The following is a 23595-nucleotide window of genomic DNA, read 5'->3' as shown; positions in this document are numbered from 1 at the left end:
CGTGCCGCTCGCTTCCGGAGCCTCCCCGCTCGGCGACGGCGGGATCATCGCCCGCGACCGCGGAGAGGACGGCCGTGAGATTCCCCCGGGTTTCATCACGCCCGCGAACAACGCCATTCCTGCCCAGGGGGGAGCTACTTCAATCTGAGAGACGAAACCGCCGTGTTGATGTCACGCCAGTGAGAGCGCTGGACGTCGGGGATCGTCACGAAGAGCATGGCGGGCTTGGCGTCGGGGACCTCCGTCACGGTGACGGCGGCCTGGGAGAAGTGAGGCTTGCCCTTGACCTCGTATTTCACCCGATAGGCGAGCAGCCAGCCGCCCTTGATCGGCTGCGAGGCGGTCCATGCGATCTTGCTGCCCTTGGGGTGGTGGTTGAGCGTCCAGCGGGCGGCCAGCAACGCGGTGTCCTTCGGGTCCTGCTGTACCTGGATCGGCACCGGGCAGCTCACGATCATCGCCCGGTGAGCGGCGCCCTTCGCCGCCGGCAGCACCTGCTTGGTGGAGAACGGCGACGCTCCGTAGAGCTTCCACGGCTTGCCGAACCGGGCCAGCGACACACCCGCCTTGTTGTCCTGCAGGCGGGCCTTGCCCTTGTACGGCTTGCCCGGCAGCAGGGCGAGCCGCTTGTCGCGCGGCAGATCGGGAACGCGCGGGTCGGCCAGTGCCGCCACCACGGCGCTCCGGTCCGGCGCGGGGGTGGCGAGCGCGGCGGTCTGCGAGGGCGACGCCGACGAGGAGGTCGACGGAGACGATGAGGACACAGCGGAGGAAGCAGGGGCGGACGGCGGCGGCGAGCTGACGCCGGACGAGGGCGTCGCGGCAGATGGCGCGGCAATCGGCCCCGGCGGCCCCTCGTCCGGCTGACCTGAGGAGCCCGACATCACGAAGCCGACCACGACCGCGACCGCGGCCAGGACCACCACGATGACCGCCGCCAGGATGCGGTAGATCACTCGCATCGGCAGGTCGCCGATGCGGGATCGCTTCACGGGGGACGACTTCGGCGGGTCTTCACCGAAGACTTGCGGTAATTCCGACGTGGCCGCCTCGGCAGTCACATATGTCGGCTTAGAACCCGTCCCCCGGGTCCCCTGAATCCCACCCAACCCATCGAGCACGATCGGGAGCGTACGACAAATCCGGTTTTCCCGTGCGGGATCCCCATCACACTTCGGGAACGAGTGCCTACCCCTTTACCCTCCTTACCATCGGCGAACCCCTCCTGCGATGATCCGTGGATGCTCGTAGAACGCCAGGTAGAGCTCCGGTTCGACATCCCCTCACGCGAGGCCGCCACGCACACCAACCTGTCCGCCGTCCGCGCCGACGCCCTCGGCCTCTGGCTCGCAGGTGACGAGACCGCCACCATCGAGCACCTGAGCCTGCGCGACGGCCGCTACGACGACCAGCGCACCTTCTTCCTGGCCGACTTCGTGGACCTGCCCGCCGGGCGCACGGAGGAGGCCGACATCGAGGGCCTGGGCCGATCCGACGGCTGGCTCTGGGCGGTGGGGTCGCACAGTCTCAAGCGCAGGCGGATCAAGAAGGAGCACTCCGGCCAGAAGGCCCGCCGCCGGCTCGCCACCGTGGTGCGCGAGGAGAACCGCTACATCCTCGTACGGTTGCCGCTCGTCGGGTCCACCCCCGTCCGCGAGGACGGCCGGCGCAGGGCGGAGATCCTGTCGGGCCCCGGCCGGAACCTGGCCGACCTGATGGCGGACGACCCGCATCTCGCTCCCTTCGTCTCGATTCCCAGCAAGGACAACGGCCTGGACGTCGAGGGCATCGCGGTGCTCGGAGGCCGCCTGTTCATCGGCCTGCGCGGCCCGGTGCTGCGCGGCTGGGCCGTGCTGCTGGAGATCCGGCCGCAGAGCGATCCCCGGCGTCCGGGCCGTCTCAGGCTCGCCCCCATCGACGGCAGGCCGTACCGGACGCATTTCCTGAACCTCGGCGGGCTCGGTATCCGCGACCTGTGCCCGCACCGGGGAGACCTGCTGATCCTCGCCGGGCCGACCATGAGCCTCGACGGCCCCGTCCGGGTGCTGCGCTGGCGGCCGGAGGACGAGCCGTCGGTGGAGCACGATCCCGAGCTCGTCACGGAGCTGCCCCACGGGGACGGCCGCGACCACGCGGAGGGCATCGCCACGCTCGACGACGAGCACCTGATCGTGGTCTACGACAGCCCGTCCGAGGCGCGCTTCACCGCGGAGGGAGGCGTGCTCGCCGACATCGTCAGGATGATCTGAGCGGCCCGGAGCCCGCGGGCCTGAAAACGCCCTCGCGGAGCCAGGGGGCGTCCGCGACGACCGTGCGGGACCCGGGCTCGATCTCGGTGAACCCCGCGTCCCTGACCACCGGCAGGCCGGTGCCGGCCAGCGCGGCCCATCCGGCGGGGTCGGCGGTCCGTACGGAGACCGCCAGGTCCTTGTCCCGCCACGCCCGCCGGGCGCGCTCGTCGCTTCCCCACCAGGCGAGCTGGGCCGCGTGCCCGGCCTGGGCCATGGCCTTGCCCGCCGACATCTCCAGCTCCGGATTGAGCCAGAGCACCACGTCCCCGGGTGGTCCCGGCTCGGCGGAGTCGATCAGCTCGGTGCCGGAGACCTGAAGCCTGGACAGGTCCTTGGGCCAGTCGTCGAGCGGGACCGGCGGGTGAACGCGGACCTCGGCGGTGCCCGAGGCGACGGTGATGCCCGGCAGGTCGAGCACCCGGCGCCACTCGGCCCCGCGCGCCCGCCGGACGACCTTCCTGATCCCGATGCTCTCCCAGGCCCGCATCTGCCCGGCCCACTCGCCGTCGTCGAGGGCCCGGGGATCGTTCAGCAGCGTCAGCACGGCCAGTGCCGCCGCCTCCAGGGCGTCGGACCGCTCGGGCGGCGTCGCCCGCTCGATCCGCACCACCAGGGGGAGCACCTTCTTGTCCGTCGTCTCGGGAGCCTCGTCCGTCGCGCCCGCCAGGTCGCCCGTCACGTCGGTCACGCGATCTCCCCCGCTTCTCCGCCATCGGTACAACGTGCCCGGCGGCTCGCCCGCCTTCGTTCGTTCACGCCTTCAAGGATGCCTTCTTCGTGATGGCGACCGACATGAGGGCGGCAAGGAGGCAGAGGGCCCCGGCGACGTACCAGGCGAGGTCGTAGGCGCCGAAGTGGTCACGGGTGAGCCCGGCGCCGACGGCGGCGATCGCGGCGCCGACCTGGTGGGAGGCGAAGACCCAGCCGAACACCACGGCGCCGTCGGGACCGTAGATCTGTCGGCACAGGGCCACCGTGGGCGGAACCGTGGCCACCCAGTCGAGACCGTAGAAGACGATGAAGACCAGCATGCTGGGTTCGGTGGAGGCGGCGAACAGGCTGGGCAGGATCATCAGCGACACGCCGCGCAGCGCGTAGTAGACGCCGAGCAGGATCCGCGAGTCGACCTTGTCGCTCAGCCAGCCCGACGCGATGGTCCCGACGACGTCGAAGATCCCGACCAGCGCGAGCAGTCCCGCGGCGGCCGGCTCGGCCATGCCGTGGTCGTGTGCGGCCGGGATGAAGTGGGTGCCGACCAGGCCGTTGGTGCTCGCCCCGCAGATCGCGAATCCGGCGACGAGCAGCCAGAAGGGCCGGGTCCGCGCGGCGCTCCGCAGCACGGTGAGGGCGCGTACGGCGCTGCCGGTCCGGGGCGGCGCGATGATCGGGGGTGCGTCGGGGTCCGCGCCCAGGGCGGTGGTGCCCACCTCTTCCGGGCGGTCGCGCAGCAGGAACCAGACCAGGGGAACCACGGCCAGCGCGGCGACGGTGACCGTGACGGCGGCCGATCGCCAGCCCTGGTCGGCCGCCAGGTGGGCGAGAACGGGGAGGAAGATGAGCTGGCCGGTGGCGCCGCCCGCGGTGAGCACGCCCGTGACGAGGCCGCGGTGGCGGACGAACCAGCGTTCGGTGAGGGTGGCGGCGAAGACCAGGGCCATCGACCCAGTGCCGAGGCCGACCAGGACGCCCCAGCAGAGGACGAGCTGCCAGGGCGCGTTCATCAGGATGGTCAGTCCGCTGCCCGCGGCGACCAGCAGCAGCGCGCAGGAGACCACCCTGCGCATGCCGAAGCGGTCCATGAGAGCGGCGGCGAAGGGGGCGGTCAGCCCGTAGAGCATGAGGTTGATCGAGACGGCCAGCGAGATCGTGCCCCGGGACCAGCCGAACTCCTCCTGGAGCGGGGTGATCAGCACGCCGGGCGTCGCCCGGAACCCGGCCGCGCCGAGTATGGCCACGAACGCGACTCCCGCCACGATCCAGGCGCGGTGAAGCACACGCTTGCGCGTCTGAAGAGTCGTTGTCATGGGGTCAATCATGGAGTTCGGCGGATGAGCCCACGAGTGGCCCAGGTGCCAATATCCGCAAGGATCAGGCCACGATGGTGGCCGTACCGCGACGCCCGGTCCGGGCGGACGAGGAAGATCCATTTATGCGCGACGGGCGTTTCCCCTCCTCGTCCGCCAAAGCGAGCGAGCGGACGGATCGCGGCGAGAGTCCCCTGAAACATTTTTGAAACAAAAGGTTCATACATGGGATGGTTCGACAACCCGATATCAACCGAGAACCCGCATAAATAGGAATTCCTGTACGATCCCGCCAACGTCGGGGGCCCTACCGTCCGGTCCACCCCCCATCCCGAGCACACCGATCGGAAAGGCAGGGCTTATTCCCGTGATCACGGACAGTGAATGACGCCCTGTGCCCTGACGCGGCCCGACGTACGCCCCACCCGCTGGATGATCTCCAGCAACCCCCGTTGACTACTCTCCGTCATCTCGCATACTGGGACTTTTCAGGCAAACGTTACGTTTCTCCCCAATTCTCACCAATGGGGGAGTTTTGCGCTTCGCGCCCGACTTTGTTACAGCTTGGGACGTTACCGGTCTCAGGTCTGCAACACCCATGTCGTCCTACTTGTCCAGGAGAGAGTCACGGTGCTCAGCTTTGTTCAACCAATGCTGGGCTGACTACAAATCGGACAATTGAAGGAGTGCTGCCGTGTTCCATGCGCGGACATCTGGCAAGTTTTTAGCGATAGTGGCGGGAGGTGCCCTCCTGCTGAGCGCCTGCGCGGGCAACGACTCGGCGAGCAACCCCACCGCTTCGGGTTCGGCCTCGGCCTCGGCCCCGGCCTCGGCTCCGGCAGCTCAGACCATTACGTACTCCTACGAGCAGGAGTTCCACTCCTACAACAACAACACCGCCGCGGAGAACGCCACCCGTAACGCCGGCCCCCTCCAGCGGGTGCTGACGGGCTTCTGGTTCTTCGGCGACAAGGGCGCCATCACGCCGGACAAGGACTTCGGCACCTACGAGAAGACCTCCGACGACCCGCTGACCGTCGAATACACGATCAGCGACAAGGCGGTCTGGTCGGACGGCGTCCCGATCGACTGTGACGACGTCCTGCTGTGGTGGGCGTCGAACTCGGGCAAGGTCAAGGGCTTCTCCTCCTCCGGCACCACCGGCGTCGAGGACACCAAGCTGCCCGAGTGCGACAAGGGCGGCAAGAAGTTCTCCCTCATCTATGACAAGCCGTTCGCGGACTGGATCGCCAACGGCCCCGGCGCGACCGCCATGCTGCCCGCCCAGGTGGTGGAGAAGCAGGCCGGCCTGTCCGAGGACGACTTCATCGCGGCGGTCAAGGCCACCGACGCCAAGAAGCTCGAGAAGGCCATCAAGTTCTACAACGACGGCTGGATCTCCGAGGGCACGCTGCCCGCGGCCGACCTGATCCCGTCCTCCGGTCCGTACAAGCTCTCCAAGATGGACGCCGGCCAGTCGCTGACCTTCGTCGCCAACGACAAGTGGTGGGGCGCCCCCGCAGCGACTCCGACCATCGTCGAGCGAGTCATCGCCCTGGACGAGCAGTCCCAGGCGCTGCAGAACCGCGAGGTTCAGATCGTCCAGCCGCAGCCCGGCCCCGACGTGCTCAAGCAGCTCCAGGGCCTCGAGGGCGTGAAGACCGAGATCAGCGACGCCTACACCTATGAGCACCTGGACTTCAACTTCGACTCCAGCCCGTTCAAGGACAAGGCGCTGCGTGAGGCCTTCGCCAAGTGCGTGCCCCGGCAGCTCATCGTCGACAACCTGATCAAGCCCGTCGCGCCGGAGTCCAAGCCCCTGGAAATCCGCAACGTGGCCCCGTTCCAGTCCAACTACGCCGCGGTGATCGCGGCCAGCGGCGGCGGCGCCGCCGCCTACGCCCAGCCGGACGTCGAGGGCGCCAAGGCACTCGTGGAGAAGGCGGGCAAGACCGGTACCGAGATCAAGATCGGCTACCAGACCCCGAACCCCCGCCGTACCGCGGCCGTCCAGCTCATCATCGACTCCTGCAACAAGGCCGGCTTCAAGGTCGTCGACAAGGGCTCCGAGGACTTCTTCGGCACCGTGATGCCCGCCAACGGTTATGACGTGGCGCTGTTCGCCTGGTCGGGTTCCTCCCTGGTCAGCGGCTGGGGCTCCACCTACACCACGCCGGTCAAGTGCGACGGCGAGAACAAGGGCAACAACAACGGCTGCTACGCCAACAAGGAAGTCGACGCCCTCGTCAAGAAGCTGAACTCGACCGTGGACCTGGCCGCCCAGGACCCGATCATCGGTCAGATCGAGAAGATCCTCTGGGACGACCTCGCCACCATCCCGCTCTTCCAGCACCCGGGCCTCTACGCGTGGGACGAGGCGCTCCAGAACATCGTCCCGAACCCCGCGCAGTCGACCATCACCTGGAACATGGACAAGTGGAGCCTGACGTAATCACGTCGCTCCACGATCCCTTCACCATCCGCATCCGCGGCTGACGAAACACCGACCGTCCCAGGGCCGGGACTGAAGGATCACAAGTCCTTCAGTCCCGGCCCTGATCCGCATATAGTCCCCTCAAATGAGCAGGAGGTGACAGAATGATCGTCTTCATCGCGCGAAGGCTGGTCATCTCATTCTTCGTCCTCCTGGCGGCCACCTTCATCATCTTTGTGTTGACGGCGCTCTCGGGCGACCCGTTGGAAGACCTCCGCCAGGACAACAGCCCGAACAAAGACCTCAAGATCGCCGACCGCGTCGACCGGATGCAGCTCGACGTTCCGATCCCCATCCGTTACCTCGGCTGGCTCGGTCGTCTCGTCCGGGGCGAGCTCGGCGTCAACCGCGACGGCCAGGACGTCGCCCCGCTTCTCGGCCACGCCCTGTCCGCCACCCTCCAGCTGGTGCTCGTCGCCACCGTGATGGCGATCATCGTCGGCATCGTCATCGGCATCGTCTCCTCCCTCCGCCAGTACAGCGGCTTCGACTACTCGGTCACCTTCGCCGCCTTCATCTGCTTCTCCCTGCCGATCTTCTGGATCGCGGTGATGCTCAAGCAGTACATGGCCATCGAGTTCAACAACTGGCTGAAGGATCCCGGCATCCCGCCGACCGTCATCGGCGTCCTGGCGCTGCTCGGCGGCCTGATCTTCGGCGCGCTCACCGCGGGCGACCGCCGGCGGCGGCTCATCGCCTTCGCCGTCGGCGCCGCGATCACCGGCGCGCTGTTCACCCTGCTCTCGGTGACCCACTGGTTCGCCGACCCCGGGTTCGGGCTCCCCCTCATCGTGGCCATCTCGGCCGCCGCCGCGGTGGGCTTCACCGTCCTGTCCGCCGGGCTCCGGCAGCGCGGACCGCTCTACGCGGCTCTCGGCGCCACCCTGGTCGGAGCGCTGGCCTCCCAGGTGCTCGGCCCGCTGCTGGCCAATCCGACCTGGCTGGAGATCCTCGGTTTCGCCCTGGTGACGGTCGCGATCTGCGTCGGCCTCGGCTACGGCCTCGGCGGGATCCAGCGTCGCCAGGCGATCACCGCCTCGGTGCTGACCGGCCTGTTCACCGGTGCCCTGATCTTCGTGGACCGGATGCTCCAGGCGTTCAACTCCTACAGCCAGGCGGTCCGCGGCCGTCCGATCTCGACGATCGGCGCCCGCACCCCCAACTTCGTGGGTGACTTCTGGCAGACGAACCTGGACTCGGCGGGCCACCTGCTGCTGCCGAGCATGGCGCTCATCCTGGTCTCGCTGGCGACCTACACGCGCTACAGCCGGGCGAGCATGCTGGAGGTCATGAACCAGGACTACGTCCGCACGGCCCGCGCCAAGGGCCTGCCGGAGCGGAGCGTCGTGGTCAAGCACGCCTTCCGCAACGGGCTCATCCCGGTCACCACCCTGATGGCCTTCGACTTCGCCGGCGTCATCGGCGGCGCGGTGGTCACCGAGAACGTCTTCGGCTGGCAGGGCATGGGCAACCTGTTCATCAAGGGTCTCAAAGAGGTCGACCCCGCCCCGGTCATGGCGTTCTTCATCGTCACCGGGACCGCGATCGTCGTCTTCAACATGATCGCCGACATCCTCTATGCGTACCTCGACCCGCGCATCCGGCTGTCCTGAAATCGGAGAACCACCCATGACGCTCAATGCGCAGGCATCGGTGCCTGACACCGCATCCGATTCGCAGGGCATGGCGATCGTCGCCCGCACCCAGGGCCAGATGGTCCGCCGCCGATTCTTCCGGCACCGCGCCGCGCTGGCCGGGATGATCCTCTTCGGCTTCGTCATCATCCTGGCGTTCAGCTCCATCGGCTTCGCCGGCATCCCCGGCTGGTGGGGCAAGAACTACCTCGACACCGGCGCCCTGACGAACCAGGGGAGGCCGACCCTCAGCCTGATCCCCGAGTTCCTCGGCGGCACGGGCCTGCACCTGGGCGAGCACCCGTTCGGCCAGGACGACATCGGCATCGACTACTTCGCGCTGACCATGCGCGGCGCCCAGCAGTCGATCACCATCGCGTTTGTCGTCGGCATCGTCGCCACTTTCTTCGGCACCATCGTCGGAGCCGTCGCCGGTTACTTCCGCGGACGGCTCGAGGCCGTGCTGATGCGCCTCACCGACGTGATGATCACCATCCCGGTCCTCATCATCGCCGCCGTCGTCGGCCGGATGATGGGCGACAGCGGCGCGCTCGTCCTCGGCCTCTTCCTCGGCCTGGTGACCTGGCCGACGCTGAGCCGCCTGGTCCGCGGCGAGTTCCTCTCGCTGCGGGAGAAGGAGTTCGTGGAGGCCGCCCGCGCCATCGGCACCCCTCCCCGGCGAATCATCTTCCGGCACATCCTGCCGAACACCATCGGTGTGATCATCGTCAGCGCCACGCTGGGCATCGCCAGCGCGGTGCTGCTGGAGTCGGCGCTGTCATTCCTCGGCCTGGGCATCAAGCCGCCGGACACCTCGCTGGGCCAGCTCATCAGCGAATACCGCAGCGCGATGGTGGTCCGTCCGTGGCTGTTCTGGTGGCCGGGCATGTTCATCATCGTGATCGCGCTCTCCATCAATTTCATCGGCGACGGCCTGCGCGACGCCTTCGACCCCCGACAGACCCGGGTGCGTGCCTAATGACGACTCCCAACGTGCCGATCGAGCCCCGCAAGGGCGACGCGCACACCTATGACGTTCCTCCCACCGTGCTCGACGCCTCCGGGGAGGTGCACGTCGGCCTGACCCTGGACGCCGTACGGCCTCCGTCGGAAGAGGAGATCCTGCGGGTCGACAACCTGACCGTGGAGTTCCCGACCGAGGACGGCGTCGTGCGCGCGGTCCGGGGCGTCTCCTACAGCCTGCGCGAGCGCGAGGTCCTGGGCATCGTCGGCGAGTCCGGCTCCGGCAAGTCGGTCTCCTCACTGGCCGTCATGGGCCTGCTGCCCAAGAACGCCCGGGTCAGGGGACAGATCCTCTTCCGCGGCGACGACATGCTGAAGATGTCGCCCCGCAAGCAGCGGGGCCTGCGCGGACGCAAGATCGCGATGGTCTTCCAGGACCCGATGACCGCGCTGAACCCGGTGCACACGATCGGCGACCAGCTCGCCGAGGCGGTGCTCGCGCACGAGCTGATGCCGCGCAAGACCGCGCTGGCCCGGGCCAGGGAGATGCTCGACCTCGTCGGCATCCCGCAGGCCGAGTCCCGGCTGCGCAGTTACCCGCACGAGTTCTCCGGCGGCATGCGCCAGCGCGCGATGATCGCCATGGCGGTCATCAACAACCCGGACATCATCATCGCCGACGAGCCCACCACGGCCCTCGACGTGACCGTCCAGGCCCAGATCCTGGAGAAGCTCCTCGAGGTCAAGGACGCGGTCAACGCGGCGATCGTGCTCATCACGCACGACCTGGGCGTCATCGCGGGCATGGCCCACCGGGTGCTGGTGATGTACGCCGGGCGTCCGGTCGAGATCGGTGACACCGACCCGGTGTTCGAGGAGCCCCGCATGCCGTACACGGCGGGCCTGCTCGGTTCGATCCCGTCCCTGGAGAACTCCGGCACCCGGCTCCGTCCGATCAAGGGCACTCCCCCGTCACTGATCAACCTGCCGACCGGCTGTCCCTTCTCGCCGCGCTGCCCGCTGGCCGACGACAAGTGCAGGACGGCCGAGCCGGAGCTGACCGAGACCGACAGCGGCGGGCACTTCGCGGCCTGCCACCACTGGGACCGGCTGGCCGCGGTCGAGGACCCGACCGTGTTCTTCCGTACCGAGAGCGAGACCATGGCATGAGCGTGAAGACCGAGGAGACGCCCGTTCCGCAGCGGGAGCCCGACGACGGCGACCACCTGCTCGACGTCAAGGACCTGGTGATGAACTTCCCGGTCCGGGGCGGCGGTTTCCTGCGCCGGGTGGTGGCCCAGGTCCAGGCGGTCAGCGGGGTGTCCCTGCACGTGGACGAGGGCGAGACCCTCGGCGTGGTGGGCGAGTCCGGCTGCGGCAAGTCGACGACGGGCCGGGCGATCCTGCAGCTGCACAAGCCCACCGCGGGCTCGGTACGGTTCCAGGGCAAGGAGCTGACCACGCTGTCGTCCAGGCAGCTCCAGCCCGTACGGCGCGACATGCAGATCGTCTTCCAGGACCCCTACGCGTCCCTCAACCCGAAGATGCCCGTCAACGACACCATCGCCGAGCCGCTGAAGGTCCATGACCGGTGGAAGGACGGCGGGCCCGATCGGGTGGCCGAGCTCCTGCGACTGGTCGGCCTGAACCCCGAACACGGCAACCGCTACCCGCACGAGTTCTCCGGCGGCCAGCGCCAGCGTGTCGGCATCGCCAGGGCCCTGGCCCTGGAGCCGAAGCTGCTGGTGCTCGACGAGCCGGTGTCCGCGCTGGACGTCTCGGTCCAGGCGGGTGTGGTCAACCTGCTGGAGGATCTGCAGGACCTGCTGGGACTGGCCTACGTCTTCATCGCGCACGACCTGTCGGTGGTCCGCCACATCTCCGACCGGGTCGCGGTGATGTATCTGGGCAAGGTCATCGAGACCGGCCTCCGGGACGATCTCTACGACCGTCCCGCCCACCCCTACACCCAGGCGCTCCTGTCGGCGGCTCCCACGGCCAACCCGAAGGAGGAGCGCGCGAGGCAGCGCGTCATCCTCACCGGTGACGTGCCGAGCCCGCTGGCCCCGCCGAGCGGCTGCCGCTTCCGCACCCGCTGCTGGAAGGCCCAGCCCATCTGCTCCGCCGAGGAGCCCCTGCTCATCGACCGCGGCAACGGCCACCCCGTGGCCTGCCACTTCGCCGAGGTCACCGAACCCTGAGGCGAATCTGCGCGCCGTACGGAACCAAGGTCCCGTACGGCGCGCAGGCGCGTACGGAGCCACTCCGGCCAAGCAACGCCACGTCCCAGACCAAGCGAGCCACGTCCTTGACCCAAGCGAAGCAAGGTCACCCACCGAGCCCAAGCGAAGCGAGGCACCGCCCTGGGCCAAAGCGCAGCGAGGCCACGTCCCGAACGGCGAGCGAAGCGAAGCCCCGCATCGGCCAAAGCGCAGCGAGGCCCGTCCGGGCGGCGAGCGAAGCGAGGCCATGCGTGGGGCCAAAGCGAAGCGAGGCCCGTCCGGGCGGCGAGCGAAGCGAGACACCGGGGGCGCGGGGGCAGAGCCCCCGCACCGGGGGCTCGGGGGGTCGTCCCCCCGTGTAAATGACGAAGGGGCCCGCCGCGAGCAAGCTCCCGCTTGCGAACAGCAGACCCCAGCCACAAGTGGAGCTATGGGGATTCGAACCCCAGACCTCCTCCATGCCATGGAGGCGCGCTACCAGCTGCGCCATAGCCCCTTGCGGTGAAACGTGGCGCTGCCGGACTTCTCGTCCAGCGGCGCCACGCCAGTGTATAGGACATCGCGGTGCACCCTGTAACCGTGAAACCTCTCGGCCGCCGAAAGTGGCGGGATACGCCTAACCGAGCGACGAGGCCTGGTTGATCAACCGCGCGAGCTCGGTCACGGCGGCGTCCTCCGTGGTCTCCGCCAGGCGGGTGGCGTGCTCGGCGAGCTCCCGGGTCCCCTCCCCGGCGAACTGCTCGCGGGTGCGGAGATTCTCGGCGAACGCCGCCGCCACCACGTCCACCTGGAATCTCACCGACGACTCCCGCCACAGCGAGGCCGACAGGTCCGCCACCTCCAGGGAGCGGCTGGTCTCGGCGGGTTTACGGGTGTCGGGCTCCTGCCAGCGCACGGTGGCCGTGGCCAGCTGGCCCGAGGCCCCGCCGCGCAGCCGTACCTCGTAGAGGGCCGTCACCGAGTGGCCAGGGCCGATCTCCCCGCCGTCCTTGGCGTCGTCGCGGAAGTCCTCGGTCGCGATCTGCCGGTTCTCGTAGCCGATCAGGTGATACGACTCCACCACCGAGGGGTTGAACACGACCTGCGCCTTGGCGTCGCGGGCCCGCAGGTCGAGGTTCGCGGCGAGTTGCTCGACGAACACCTTGCGCGCGTCGTCGACCGAGCTGACGTAGACCGCGGCGCCGTCCCCGTTGTCCGCGAGTTGCTCCATCAGCTGGTCGCCGTAGTCACGGCCGACGCCGACGCACAGGAGGGTGATCTGCTTGCCGGCGAACTCCTTGACCTTGCCGAGGATGCCCTGCCAGCTCGTGTCGCCGACGTTGGCCAGGCCGTCGGAGAGCAGGATGACCCGGTTGGTGGCCACCGGGCGGAAGCTCTGCGAGGCCTCGGCGTAACCGCGGGTCAGCCCCACCTCCAGATTCGTCGAATCCTGTACGGCGAGGCGCTCGACGGCCGCGTGCAGCCGGTCCTTTCCGGTCGCCGGGGTCATGGAGACGATCACCTCGGCCTCGCCGCTGAAGGCCACGACGGAGACCTGGTCACCCGGCCCGAGCTGGTCGATGAGCTTGTGCAGCGCCTCCCTGACCAGGTCGAGCCTGCCGGGCTCGCCCATGGAACCGGACACGTCCACCACGAAGGTCAGGTTCGCCGGGCGCCGCGTCTCCGCGTCCGCCCTGCGGGTCTGCAGGCCCACGCGGAGCAGTGCGGTGCCGTTCTCGGGCATGCGCGCGCCGTCCATGTTCACGGTGAAACCGTCGTCCTTGGGCTCCGGGTAGTCCTGCCTGAAGGCGTTGACGAACTCCTCGGACCGGATCTGGCCCGGCTCGGGGAGCCTGCCCTCCTGGAGGATCCGCTTGCTGTAGCCGTAGGAGGCGGTGTCAACGTCGAGGGCGAAAGTGGAGATCTGGCCGGCGGTGCTGTCCGGCTCCCGGGTGGCGTCCGGTTCCCGGGTGGCGTCGGCGCTCTGTTCCCCGCCGGCGCTCTGTTCCCCGCCGGCGCTCTGTTCCCCGCCGGTGGACCGGCCCTGCTCGGTGGACTGGCCCTGCGCCGGTGCCGGAACGGCCCGGCCCTGGTCGTTCTTCGGCTGGCCGGCGTCGGGCATGCTCCGATCCTCCGATCCGCCGCAGGCGGCGACGAGCAGCAGAGCGATCATGGCAAGGGCGATGGCCAGCGGGCGTAACTTCATGTCGCGCTTCATTTCGCCTCCGTAGGATGCGTGTCACCCCCTACGACGATCACTTTTCACCATGAGTCGGGCGCTTCACTCAAGCGAGTGCAAACCGTGTTCGGCACGTGATCAGACTCTCCGGCCCGGATGCCGCCCGCCAACCTCTGGCCCCCTGAAGTCGCGAGGTCCCGGGAAAACCTCCCGGGGACTTCCCGTCGAAGCCAGGGGGCGGGATCCGGCCTTCCGGATCCCGCCCCCTGCCGGAACGGTGCGGGTCACCCCGCCGTCGTCCCCGTGGGGACGACTGTCGGATATCTAGGGACGGCCGTCGAAGCCCAACCCCCTAGGGGTGACCGTCGAAGCCACACTTGATGACCGGGCGGATGCAGTCGCGCACGCGCCGCTCCATCTCGGCCTCGGGCCAGGCGTTGAAGAAGTCGCCGTGCATCGTGTATCCGGGTCCGGACGCCAGCCGGAAGTTCGCGGGGCTGCCGCTGACCGGGTAACGCAGGACCTGGCGCAGCTTCGGCACCGGCACCGGATGCGACGCCGGGCAGGTGTTGTTGACCGGATAGGCCATGTGGCTCTTGTGGTCGGCCGAGTCCAGGTCCCTGCCGTTCCAGCACTGCGGGAAGTCCAGGTACGACTCCATCATCGTGCCCGCCGGGCAGGTGACGAAGTCCTTGCCCGGGTTGACCTGTCCGGCGTGCAGACAGGACCAGCGCGCGGTGCTGGTGGGGTCGTTGGGACCCGTCGCCTTGGCGTTGCCGGCCACGATCCGCAGTCCCAGCGGGATCGGCTGGGTCCGGGCGAGCGTCTCGGCGTTCACGCCCTCCCCCAGGTAGTAGAAGGTGGTGCCGGTGGGCTCCACCGGGACGTTGTTGGCGTACAGGGTCGGCACCCAGTACGACGAGATGTCGATGCTCGGGGCGCAGCTGCTGCTGTTGGCCTGCTGCAGACTCGCGAGGTTGCTGTTGGCGTTGGTGGAGGGGTTGCCGAAGAAGCTGTGCATGTGCGATCCGCCGGGAAGTCCGGGGAACACGATCGGGTCGTCGGGCAGGCGGTGGGTGAACGGGCACTCCGCGAGGAACTCCGCCACGCGCACGATCGGCCCCTGGGGCGGCTGCGAGGGCGCGGTGCCGCCGGTGCCGAAGACCTGGAACTCCCAGAGCGAGACCCCGTACTGGGTGGCGCGCTTGGTGGTGTTGAGCCGGACGTAGCGCCCGTTACCCGACACGTTCAGGGTCTGGTTGCCACCGGTGCCGGCGGTCGTGGTGTGAATGGTCGTCCAGGTGGATCCGTTGGTGGAGGTCTGGATCGTGAAGGCGCTGGCGTACGCGGCCTCCCAGTTCAGCACCACCTTGTTGACGGTGGCGGCCGCCCCCAGGTCGACCTGGAGCCACTGCGGGTCGCTGAACGCGCTGGCCCAGCGGGTGCCGAGGTTGCCGTCGACCGCGGACGAGGCCGGTGAGCCGCCGTTCTCGGTCGAGGAGGCGCTGACGGGGCGCCCCTGTGACAGCGGGGTCTCCGCGGCGCTGGCCTGGCTGGTGACGACGGTCAGGGAGCCGGCCACGAGCGCCGCCAGTGCTCCCATCATCACCGCCAGCCGTAGGCGTCGTCGCCCGGTGCGGGGCGGGGGGACGGTTGGATCCATGGGTTTTTTCTCCTCCGGTTATGCGGGTGATACAGCTGAAAAACGATGTCTCGTGACCGGTGAAGCCCGGTGATCACCGCGGCGGCTACGTGCCGTAGACCTCCAGCTCCCAGAGGGAGTAGCCGTACGCCGTAGCGCGCTGTGTGCCGTACACCCGCACATAACGGGCGTTGGTCGCGGGGATGGTGATGTCGTCCACGCCGCCGTCACCGGCGGTCGTGGAAGAAGCCGCGGTCCAGGTGGTGTTGTTGGTGGAGGTCTCGATCCGATACGCCCTGCCGTAGGCGGCCTCCCACTGCAACCGCACCCGGCTGACCGACTTCGCCGAACCCAGATCAACCGAGATCCACTGCGGATCGGCGAACGCCGACGACCACCGCGTCCCGGCATTGCCGTCCACCACCGCGGACGCCGGGAACCCCGCGTTCTCCGTCGAGGAAGCCGTCACCGGCCGACCCGACGACAACAGCACGGCACCCGTGGGCGGCGTCGGAGTGGGCGTGGGGGTGGGGGTGGGCGTCGATCCTCGGGTGACGGTGAAGTCGTCCACGTCGAACAGCGAGCCCGCCGCACCGGCGAAGACCAGGTACAGCTTCGTGGTGCCGGCCGGTGCGCCCGACAGCGTGGCGCTCACGTCGGTGAAGGTCTCCCAGCCGCCCGTGGGCGCCACGGTCGCGGTGCCCAGCAGCGTCCCGGTCGGTGATCCGGCTCTGACCTGGATGGTCCCGCCGACTCCCCCGGAGGAGACGCGGGCGGTGATCCCGGAGACGCCGGCGAGAACGTAGGGGTCGAACTCGATCCAGTCGCCGTTCTCGATGCTGCCGACGGTCTTGGCTCCGTGCGCGGTGGGCTTGTCGTACTGGACGACGCCCTGGGAGGTCGTGTAGTGCTCGGCCTGCCGGTTCTTCGGCTGGGTGACGTTCTGGGCGTGGGTGGTGAGGCCCCCCGCGTCGGTGTACTCGGCGTCCCAGACGCCGAACAGGTTGGCCGCCCCGTCGTGTTCACCGTTGAGGGGTGTCTGGATCGTGCCCGAGCAGCCGTTGGCCGTCGCGAGCGGATGACCGTGGGTGTCATGGCCGAGGATGTAGGTCATCTTCACCCGCGAGCAGTCGATCGCGGTGTCCTCGGGATCGGTGACCGTGATCCGGTACGGAACCGCGTCCCCGAAGGAGAACACCTGGCCGTTGATCGGAAGCTGGATGCTCACGGTGGGCGCGGTGTTGCCGACGTTGATCTCGACGTTGGCCGTGGCGGTCAGGCCGGTGCCGTCCCGCACCGTCAGCGTGACCGTGCGCCTGCCGTCGGTGGTGTAGACGTGGGTGGGGTTGGCCGCGGTCGAGGTGCCGCCGTCGCCGAACGCCCACGAGTAGGTGAGCGCGTCGCCGTCGGGGTCGGAGCTGCCCGCAGAGGAGAACGCCACGGTCAGCGGCGCCTTCCCGGAGACCTTGTCCGCCGCCGCCTTGGCGAGGGGGGCTCGTCCGCCCGTTCCGATGGACTCGATGCGGTACAGGGCCGAGTCCTGGTTGCCGTTGAACCAGCCGGTGCCGTAGTCGAGCACGTAGAGGGCGCCGTCCGGGCCGAAGGCCATGTCCATCACCAGCTTGCCCGACCAGGGGAAGGGCTGGATGGTGCCGCGGCTGCCGTCCGCGTTGACCTCGATGTCCTTGATCCACTGGCGTTGCAGCTCACCGGCGAGGAAGTGTCCGTTGAGCGCCTGCGGAAACTTGATCGGCGAGTTCAGCGCGGCATCGTAGCGATAGACCACGCCGCCCATCGGCGACTCGGCGCCACAGCCGAACTCCGGCAGCCCGCAGCCGTCATAGGTGATCCAGGCGGCCTTGGCCGGAGGCAGTTTGACCTGGCCGGTGTTGTTACGCGAGGTGTTCTCCGGTCCGCCCGCGCAGTCGTACTTCGCACCGATCGCCCCGGTGGCGTAGTTGTAACGGGCGTAGGTCTCGGCGGGCGTGTTGTTCCCGGTGCAGTACGGCCAGCCGTAGAAGCCTGGCCCGGTTATCCGGTCGAACTCGACCTGGCCGCCGGGCCCGCGAGGACCGGCCGCGCCGGCGTCGGGGCCGTAGTCACCGAGGTAGACCACGCCGGTGGCCTTGTCGACGCTCATCCGGAAGGGGTTGCGGAAGCCCATCGCGTAAATCTCGGGACGGGTGTTCGCCGTGCCCTGCGGGAACATGTTGCCGGCCGGGATGGAGTAGGAGCCGTCGGCGTTGACCTTGATCCGGAGCACCTTGCCCCGCAGGTCGTTGGTGTTGGCAGCGCCTCGCTGCGCGTCGAGCGCGGGGTTGCGGGTGGCACGGTCGTCAAGGGGTGCGTAGCCGTCGTTGAAACCGGGCTCGCTGTCGTCGCCGGTGGTCAGGTAGAGGTTCCCGGCGGCGTCGAAGTCGATGTCGCCGCCGACGTGGCAGCAGAAGCCCCGGCTGGTCTTCACGTCGAGGACGGTCTTCTCGCTCGCGAGGTCGAGCGTGCCGTCGGTGTTCAGCCTGAAGCGCGACAGCCGGTTGAAGCCGTCGTAACGGGCGAAGTCCGCGGCGGTGCCGTCGAGCGGGGCCCCGTTCGGCGGGGTGGACAGCGGCGGCGCGTAGTAGAGGTAGATGAACCTGTTGGAGGCGAAGCCGGGATCGACGCCGACGCCCTGCATGCCCTCCTCGTCGTTGAAGTAGACGGAGAGCTTGCCCGACACCTTGGTGTTCCCCGCGGCGTCGGTGATCCGGACCGTGCCGTCGCGGGCGGTGTGCACCACCGAGCGGTCCGGCAGCACCGCCATCGACATGGGCTCGCCCACCTCGGCGACGCCCTTGGCGAGCGTTACCTGCTGGAACTTGGTGGGATCGACGGGCGGGGCCGCCGACGCGGGGAGCGGATAGAGCATCGCGGCCAGTGCCAGCAGCATCGCCACGAATGCGGCGACGAGCGGCCGTGTCCGTTGGAGAGCCGTCGGCACGGTGGAAAAGCGGAAAAGCGGGAAACGCATCTTCCCTCCGGGGGGTGGAGGTGGATCTCGGCTCTGGGTGCCACTCACGCTCGCGTGAGCAGGCGGGGAAGAGGCCTGCGGGGCGGTGATCGGGTACGGCGCCGGCCGCGGGCGGGGAAGTGATCCCGCGGCCGGCCGCAGGCCAGGGAATCCGGTACGGCCGTGGCCGTACCGGATTCCTCGTGGCCGGTTACTGGTAGACGCGGACGTAGTCGACGAGCATCCTCTGCGGGAAGACCGTGGTGGCGTCGGGCGGACCCGGCCAGTCACCGCCGACCGCGTTGTTCAGGATGATGAAGAACGGGTGGTCGAAGACCCACGGTCCGCGGGTGGCCTCCAGCGTCTCGCGGTTGACCTCGTGGATGAGGTTGCCGTCGACGGTGAACCTCATGCCCTTGCTGTTCCAGTCCACGGCGAACACGTGGAAGGCGTCGTTGAAGTTCCCGGCGATCGTGTACGGGCTGCCGAACCCGCCCCCTCCGAAGTAGGCCGGAGCGTGGATGGTGGAGTACACGTTGTGCGGTTCCTTGCCGACGTGCTCCATGATGTCGATCTCGCCCACGTAGGGCCAGGGGCGGTTCTGGTCGAAGAAGTCGGCTCCGAGCAGCCAGAAGGCCGGCCAGATGCCCTTGGTGCCCGACGGCTTGATCCGGGCCTCGACCCTGCCGTAGGTGAAGGTGAACTTGCCGTAGGTGTTGAGCCTCGACGAGGTGTACTGGCAGGTGGTGCTGCCGCTGAGCGGGTCGCGCGGGCAGCCAGATCCCGCGGTGACCTGCTTGCGCGCCTCCATGACGAGGCTGCCGGCGCCGTCCATGCTGGCGTTGTCGTTGTTGGTGTAGTACTGCAGTTCGTTGTTGACGCCCGGTCCGGTCTCGGGCTTCCACTTGGCCGCGTCGGGCTTGGTGCCCGCGGCGCCGTTGAACTCGTCACTCCACACGAGCCTCGGCGGGACGGCCGGGTCGGGCGGCAGCGGCGGGGGCGTGATGGGGGCGCCACCGGTGCCCCAGACCTGGAACTCCCACAGCGAGTAGCCGTACGGCGTGGCACGCTGCGTGCCGTACATGCGCACGTAGCGGCCCGAACCGGTGACGTTCAGGGTCTGCTTGAAGCCGGTGCCGGTGGTCGTGGAGTAGATCGGGGTCCAGGCGTTCCCGTCCGGTGAGACCTGGATCTGGAAGGCCTTGGCGTAGGCGGGATCCCACTGCAGCACGACCTTCTTGATCTGCGCGGTCGCGCCGAGGTCGACGGAGATCCAGCCCGGGTCCACCCAGCCGGTGGTGGAGCTCGTCGCCCAGCGGGTGGCGGGGTCGCGGTCGAACGCCCTGGCCGGGAGGCAGTTCCCGCAGTTCTGGTCGTTCTGGGACGTCGAGGCCGAACCGGGCTTGCCGTAGGACAGCAGTTTGTCCCCACTGGGGTCGGGAGTCGGCGTGGGCGTGGGTGTGGGGTCCGGCGGGGTGGTGCCGATCGTGCCGAAGACCTGGAACTCCCACAGTGAGTAACCCCACTGGCTGGAGCGCTGGGTGCCGTACACCCGTACGTACCGGCCCGAGCCGGTCACGTTCAGGGTCTGCGCGCCACCCGTGCTGGTCGTGGTCGAGTAGATCGAGGTCCAGGTGGTCGCGTCCGGGGAGGTCTGCACCTGGAAGGCCTTGCCGTAGGCGCTCTCCCAGTTCAGCACCACCTGCGTGATGGCGGCGGTCGCGCCGAGATCGACCTGGATCCACTGCGGATCGCTGAACGCGCTGGACCAGCGCGTGCCGAGATTGCCGTCGACGGCGGAGGACGCGGGGAAGACCGCCACCTCCGAGGACGACGCCGTCGCAGGCTTGCCCTGGGACAGCAGGACGGGAGCGGCGGCCATCGCGGGCACCACCACCAGACAGGATGTGATCAGGGTGACCGCCGCGGCGACGAACAGCGCCAGGCGCTGGCGTCCGGGACTTCGGGACGAGGGCATCGCGTCTCCTCGGGAGTGGGGGGGTGCCGTATCGATGACGAGTCGGGGAGCGCTCTCTCAACGAGAGATTGCTCTCGTCCGACAGAACCTGTCAAGGGCCCAATTAACATGCCGGAAACAGGTGTCACGAGATATGACGACCAACCGTGCGGCCGAGGGAGCGTTCCCTGAAGATCCTTTTGTAACGAAACATAATGCCGTGAGCTGTGCCTACTCAGGTCAGCGTGAGGGAACGTTTTCTTCCCAGTACCCGGCCACCGGACCACGCGCGAAGATCATCGACCGGCAGAACATTGACAGGAAGGCTGACCCCAATCACCCTTTTGGAGGGAGCGCTCTCTTCATGATCTATTTTTAGACTTCAAGTTAGGCTTCAAGAAAGGGTACGGTGAGCACGCTGCGCCGCCTTCGACGACGCCCCGGAAGGCGGTCGCGTCCACCCCGCGGTCAGGACCATCCACCCGAACGGTCGCTCGGCAGGCCACCTGGGCGGCGGGTGCATCTCCACCGCCGCGACCGTCTCTCCTTACCATCGGCCTTTCACGGGACAACACGTTCCGCCACCCCAAGATCGTCCGGCGGTACGGACGACGGGAGAGCCCGATGAGACGACCCACCCTGGAGGCGGTCGCCACGCGGGCCGGCGTGTCCAAGTCGACGGTCTCCCGCGTGGTGAACGGCGAGGCCACCGTCGGGCCCGACATCCGCGCCCTGGTGATGCGGGCCGTGAACGAGCTGGACTACATGCCCAACCCGGCCGCCCGCAGCCTGGTGACCCAGCGCACCGACTCCATCGCGGTGATCGTCTCCGATCCCCCCGCCGGGCTCGTCTCCGACGATCCGATGTTCTCCACGGTCGTCCGCGCCGCCAGCCGCGAGTTCGAGGCGGCGGGCAAGCAGGTCGCGCTCATGCTCGCGGGCACGGCCGACAGCCGCCTGCGGGTACGGCAGTTCGTGGCGGCCGGTCATGTGGACGGGGTCATGCTCATGTCGATGCACGGCGCCGACCCCCTGCCCGCGGCCCTGGCCGCCACGGGCGTGCCGATCGTCTCCCACGGCAGGCCCGCGGTATCGGTGGACGTGCCCTGGGTCGACAACGACAACATCGGCGGGGCCGCCCTGGCCGTACGGCACCTGCTCGACCGGGGCCGCCGCCGGATCGCCATGATCTCCGGGCCGCTGGACATGTCCGCCGCCCAGGACCGGCTCGGCGCCTACCGGGCAACCCTGCGCGAGACCGGCCGCCGCTCGATCGTGGCCATCGGCGACTTCACCCGGATCTCCGGAGCCGAGGCCATGTTCCAGTTGCTCGACGACGACCCCGCACTGGACGCGGTATTCGCCGCCAACGACCTGATGGCCATCGGTGCCCTGCGGGCACTGCGCCGGGCGGGCCGACGGGTTCCCGACGATGTGGCCGTGGTCGGCTACGACGACATCGAGGCCGCCCTCTACACCGACCCGCCGCTCACCACGGTACGCAGCCCCATGGGCGACCAGGCCGTCGCCTCGGCACGCCTGCTGCTCGGCCTCCTGGAGAACCGGCCCATGTCCTCGGTGGTTCTTCCCACCGAGCTCATCGTCAGGGATTCCAGCTGACGGCTTCGACTTCGGCCCGCAGCGTGCGCCGGACGGCATCGAGGCCTTGATCCGATCACGATCCACCTGAACGCCCGCCCGTCCGGATCGACAGAAGGACGTCCGTATGCGGTGATCCTGATCGCGACCGAGGAAGAGCGGCCCACGTTGAGGTGGAGCCTTTCCAGTCGCGAGGAGAAATAGGAAAACCGCCCGCGTTACGCGAATATAAACCCCTTAGTCCGATTAATTCACTTAATGGAATCATTGGCTTTTATGCAGTGATTTCAATTGGCGACGGCAAAGAAACGCACATCCCCCACCAAGCATTTCAGCCAAGTTCGTGAAACATTTCTTTCGGACGCTTTATACCAACCCAAGAATACGCGCCGAGCGTTTTATCTTAGGGTGCCGGGAGAGAGAGTGCACGTGGCTAAATTTATGAAACGGACCCTGGCGAGCGGCGCGCTCGCCGGGGCCGTTCTCCTTCACTCCCCAGCATCCGCAACTGCCGCTAACTGGTTAACGGCCCAGGCGCCTACCCGCCATCAAACGGGCAACTTCATCGCCGGCCAACCAGTCAGCCTCTCTTTCACGCCAGGGCCTTCTACGATTCCCGCAGGCCTCTGTCCTCCACCTAAGAAGGATCCGACTAGAGATACTTCAGGGGTTACACAAATTGTCCTAACGGCATTGCAGGCTTGCCCGACGCAAGGACCGGGATATATCCCGCTGTGCCAGTGGTTGGGCCTTCCTGCCTTCCTTTGCCGGATTCCGGACGGTCCTGCCGGTCCCGCAGGTCCTCCGGGACCGGCAGGACCGCCCGGTGCACCGGGCGCACCGGGCGCGCCAGGAGCGCCGGGCGCTCCCGGTGCACCAGGAACTCCCGGACTTCAGGGGCCGGCAGGACCTGCGGGACCCAAGGGAGCCAGAGGCCCGATAGGACCTGAGGGCCCCGAAGGACCCGAAGGACCCGCAGGTGCCGACGGCGCACCCGGACCCGAAGGCCCAGCGGGACCTGAGGGCCCGGCAGGACCCGCAGGACCTCAAGGACCTAAGGGAGACCCGGGAGAGCCCGGCACCCCAGGCGCCGACGGTGCACCCGGCCCCGAAGGACCTGAGGGCCCGGCAGGACCCGAAGGACCTGAAGGACCGGCAGGCGCTGACGGCGCACCCGGTGCCGACGGCGCACCCGGACCCGAGGGACCGGCAGGACCGGCTGGCGCTGACGGCGCCGAAGGACCGGCAGGCCCCGCGGGCGCTGACGGTGCTCCCGGTGCCGACGGTGCACCCGGACCCGAAGGACCCGCGGGCGCTGACGGTGCACCCGGTGCCGACGGCGCACCCGGACCCGAAGGACCGGCAGGCGCTGACGGCGCTCCCGGCGCCGAAGGACCGGCTGGTCCTGAAGGACCGGCAGGCCCCGAGGGACCGGCAGGTGCTGACGGTGCTCCCGGACCCGAAGGACCGGCAGGCGCTGACGGCGCACCCGGTGCCGACGGTGCACCCGGACCCGAAGGACCCGCAGGACCCGAAGGACCGGCAGGCGCTGACGGCGCACCCGGACCCGAAGGCCCCGCAGGACCGGCTGGCGCTGACGGCGCCGAAGGACCGGCAGGCCCCGC

15 protein-coding genes and 1 tRNA gene are annotated in these 23595 nt (G+C 68.7%); 8 read left to right on the top strand and 8 right to left on the bottom strand.

Going from position 1 to position 23595, the window contains the following annotated elements:
* Window positions 1-134 precede the first annotated feature (134 nt).
* Window positions 135-992, bottom strand: a complete 858-nt coding sequence (locus CHC08_RS13895; RefSeq protein WP_089207675.1) for a hypothetical protein — start codon at window positions 990-992, stop codon at window positions 135-137.
* A gap of 249 nt (window positions 993-1241) precedes the next feature.
* Between CHC08_RS13895 and CHC08_RS13890 the strand changes: the two genes are divergently transcribed.
* A complete protein-coding gene (locus tag CHC08_RS13890) occupies window positions 1242-2249 on the top strand; it encodes a DUF3616 domain-containing protein (RefSeq protein WP_089207674.1) in 1008 nt (335 codons plus the stop codon).
* Here CHC08_RS13890 and CHC08_RS13885 read toward each other — a convergent pair.
* Window positions 2236-2979 carry a peptidyl-tRNA hydrolase gene (locus CHC08_RS13885; RefSeq protein ID WP_089207673.1) on the bottom strand — a complete coding sequence of 248 codons (744 nt, stop codon included), beginning with the start codon at window positions 2977-2979 and terminating at the stop codon, window positions 2236-2238. The genes CHC08_RS13890 and CHC08_RS13885 overlap by 14 nt on opposite strands.
* A gap of 64 nt (window positions 2980-3043) precedes the next feature.
* A complete protein-coding gene (locus tag CHC08_RS13880; protein WP_245878301.1) occupies window positions 3044-4315 on the bottom strand; it encodes an MFS transporter in 1272 nt (423 codons plus the stop codon).
* A 733-nt stretch (window positions 4316-5048) separates the two neighbouring features.
* Between CHC08_RS13880 and CHC08_RS13875 the strand changes: the two genes are divergently transcribed.
* The 5 genes from CHC08_RS13875 to CHC08_RS52770 all read left to right on the top strand — a co-directional run bounded on the left by CHC08_RS13875 (window position 5049) and on the right by CHC08_RS52770 (window position 11607).
* Window positions 5049-6767, top strand: a complete 1719-nt coding sequence (locus CHC08_RS13875) for an ABC transporter family substrate-binding protein (RefSeq protein WP_245878300.1) — start codon at window positions 5049-5051, stop codon at window positions 6765-6767.
* 146 nt (window positions 6768-6913) lie between these two features.
* Window positions 6914-8422: an ABC transporter permease gene (locus tag CHC08_RS13870; protein WP_089207670.1), complete on the top strand. Its 1509-nt coding sequence runs from the start codon at window positions 6914-6916 to the stop codon at window positions 8420-8422.
* Between the two features lie 16 nt (window positions 8423-8438).
* On the top strand, window positions 8439-9422 hold the full coding sequence (locus CHC08_RS13865; protein WP_089207669.1) for an ABC transporter permease: 984 nt from the start codon (window positions 8439-8441) through the stop codon (window positions 9420-9422).
* Window positions 9422-10576 (top strand): ABC transporter ATP-binding protein, encoded by a 1155-nt coding sequence (locus CHC08_RS52775; protein ID WP_089207668.1) that lies wholly within the window; start codon window positions 9422-9424, stop codon window positions 10574-10576. Before CHC08_RS13865 ends, CHC08_RS52775 begins: the two co-directional genes overlap by 1 nt.
* On the top strand, window positions 10573-11607 hold the full coding sequence (locus tag CHC08_RS52770; protein ID WP_089207667.1) for an ABC transporter ATP-binding protein: 1035 nt from the start codon (window positions 10573-10575) through the stop codon (window positions 11605-11607). The genes CHC08_RS52775 and CHC08_RS52770 overlap by 4 nt, the downstream gene beginning before the upstream one ends.
* Before the next feature lie 444 nt (window positions 11608-12051).
* Here CHC08_RS52770 and CHC08_RS13850 read toward each other — a convergent pair.
* From CHC08_RS13850 to CHC08_RS13830, 5 genes are all read right to left on the bottom strand, one after another.
* Window positions 12052-12124, bottom strand: a tRNA-Ala gene (locus CHC08_RS13850).
* A gap of 120 nt (window positions 12125-12244) precedes the next feature.
* Window positions 12245-13825 carry a vWA domain-containing protein gene (locus CHC08_RS13845; protein ID WP_245878299.1) on the bottom strand — a complete coding sequence of 527 codons (1581 nt, stop codon included), beginning with the start codon at window positions 13823-13825 and terminating at the stop codon, window positions 12245-12247.
* Between the two features lie 313 nt (window positions 13826-14138).
* Complete coding sequence (locus CHC08_RS13840; protein WP_089207666.1) at window positions 14139-15449, bottom strand: DUF1996 domain-containing protein; 1311 nt, start codon at window positions 15447-15449, stop codon at window positions 14139-14141.
* Between the two features lie 85 nt (window positions 15450-15534).
* Window positions 15535-18435 (bottom strand): PQQ-dependent sugar dehydrogenase, encoded by a 2901-nt coding sequence (locus CHC08_RS13835; protein WP_089207665.1) that lies wholly within the window; start codon window positions 18433-18435, stop codon window positions 15535-15537.
* 190 nt (window positions 18436-18625) lie between these two features.
* Window positions 18626-20392, bottom strand: coding sequence for a discoidin domain-containing protein (locus CHC08_RS13830; protein WP_089207664.1), 1767 nt, complete (start codon window positions 20390-20392; stop codon window positions 18626-18628).
* Between the two features lie 603 nt (window positions 20393-20995).
* On the opposite strand from CHC08_RS13830, the gene CHC08_RS13825 reads away from it, so the two are divergent.
* On the top strand, window positions 20996-21991 hold the full coding sequence (locus CHC08_RS13825) for a LacI family DNA-binding transcriptional regulator (protein ID WP_089207663.1): 996 nt from the start codon (window positions 20996-20998) through the stop codon (window positions 21989-21991).
* Between the two features lie 958 nt (window positions 21992-22949).
* The coding region (locus CHC08_RS50685) for a hypothetical protein (RefSeq protein ID WP_218825310.1) at window positions 22950-23595 on the top strand (646 nt) is incomplete at its 3' end.

This window comes from Streptosporangium subroseum, assembly GCF_900188345.1.
GTDB lineage: Bacteria > Actinomycetota > Actinomycetes > Streptosporangiales > Streptosporangiaceae > Streptosporangium > Streptosporangium subroseum.
Note: the sequence above shows the minus strand (reverse complement) of the source record. Positions and strands in the feature narration are given on the sequence as shown.

Bases quoted from the DNA above. Each gene is read 5' to 3' on its own strand.
- CHC08_RS13890 (WP_089207674.1), top strand. From the start codon at position 1,242: ATGCTCGTAGAACGCCAGGTAGAGCTCCGGTTCGACATCCCCTCACGC.
- CHC08_RS13880 (WP_245878301.1), bottom strand. From the start codon at position 4,315: ATGACAACGACTCTTCAGACGCGCAAGCGTGTGCTTCACCGCGCCTGG.
- CHC08_RS13870 (WP_089207670.1), top strand. From the start codon at position 6,914: ATGATCGTCTTCATCGCGCGAAGGCTGGTCATCTCATTCTTCGTCCTC.
- CHC08_RS13865 (WP_089207669.1), top strand. From the start codon at position 8,439: ATGACGCTCAATGCGCAGGCATCGGTGCCTGACACCGCATCCGATTCG.
- CHC08_RS52775 (WP_089207668.1), top strand. From the start codon at position 9,422: ATGACGACTCCCAACGTGCCGATCGAGCCCCGCAAGGGCGACGCGCAC.
- CHC08_RS52770 (WP_089207667.1), top strand. From the start codon at position 10,573: ATGAGCGTGAAGACCGAGGAGACGCCCGTTCCGCAGCGGGAGCCCGAC.
- CHC08_RS13845 (WP_245878299.1), bottom strand. From the start codon at position 13,825: ATGAAGCGCGACATGAAGTTACGCCCGCTGGCCATCGCCCTTGCCATG.
- CHC08_RS13840 (WP_089207666.1), bottom strand. From the start codon at position 15,449: ATGGATCCAACCGTCCCCCCGCCCCGCACCGGGCGACGACGCCTACGG.
- CHC08_RS13835 (WP_089207665.1), bottom strand. From the start codon at position 18,435: ATGCGTTTCCCGCTTTTCCGCTTTTCCACCGTGCCGACGGCTCTCCAA.
- CHC08_RS13830 (WP_089207664.1), bottom strand. From the start codon at position 20,392: ATGCCCTCGTCCCGAAGTCCCGGACGCCAGCGCCTGGCGCTGTTCGTC.
- CHC08_RS13825 (WP_089207663.1), top strand. From the start codon at position 20,996: ATGAGACGACCCACCCTGGAGGCGGTCGCCACGCGGGCCGGCGTGTCC.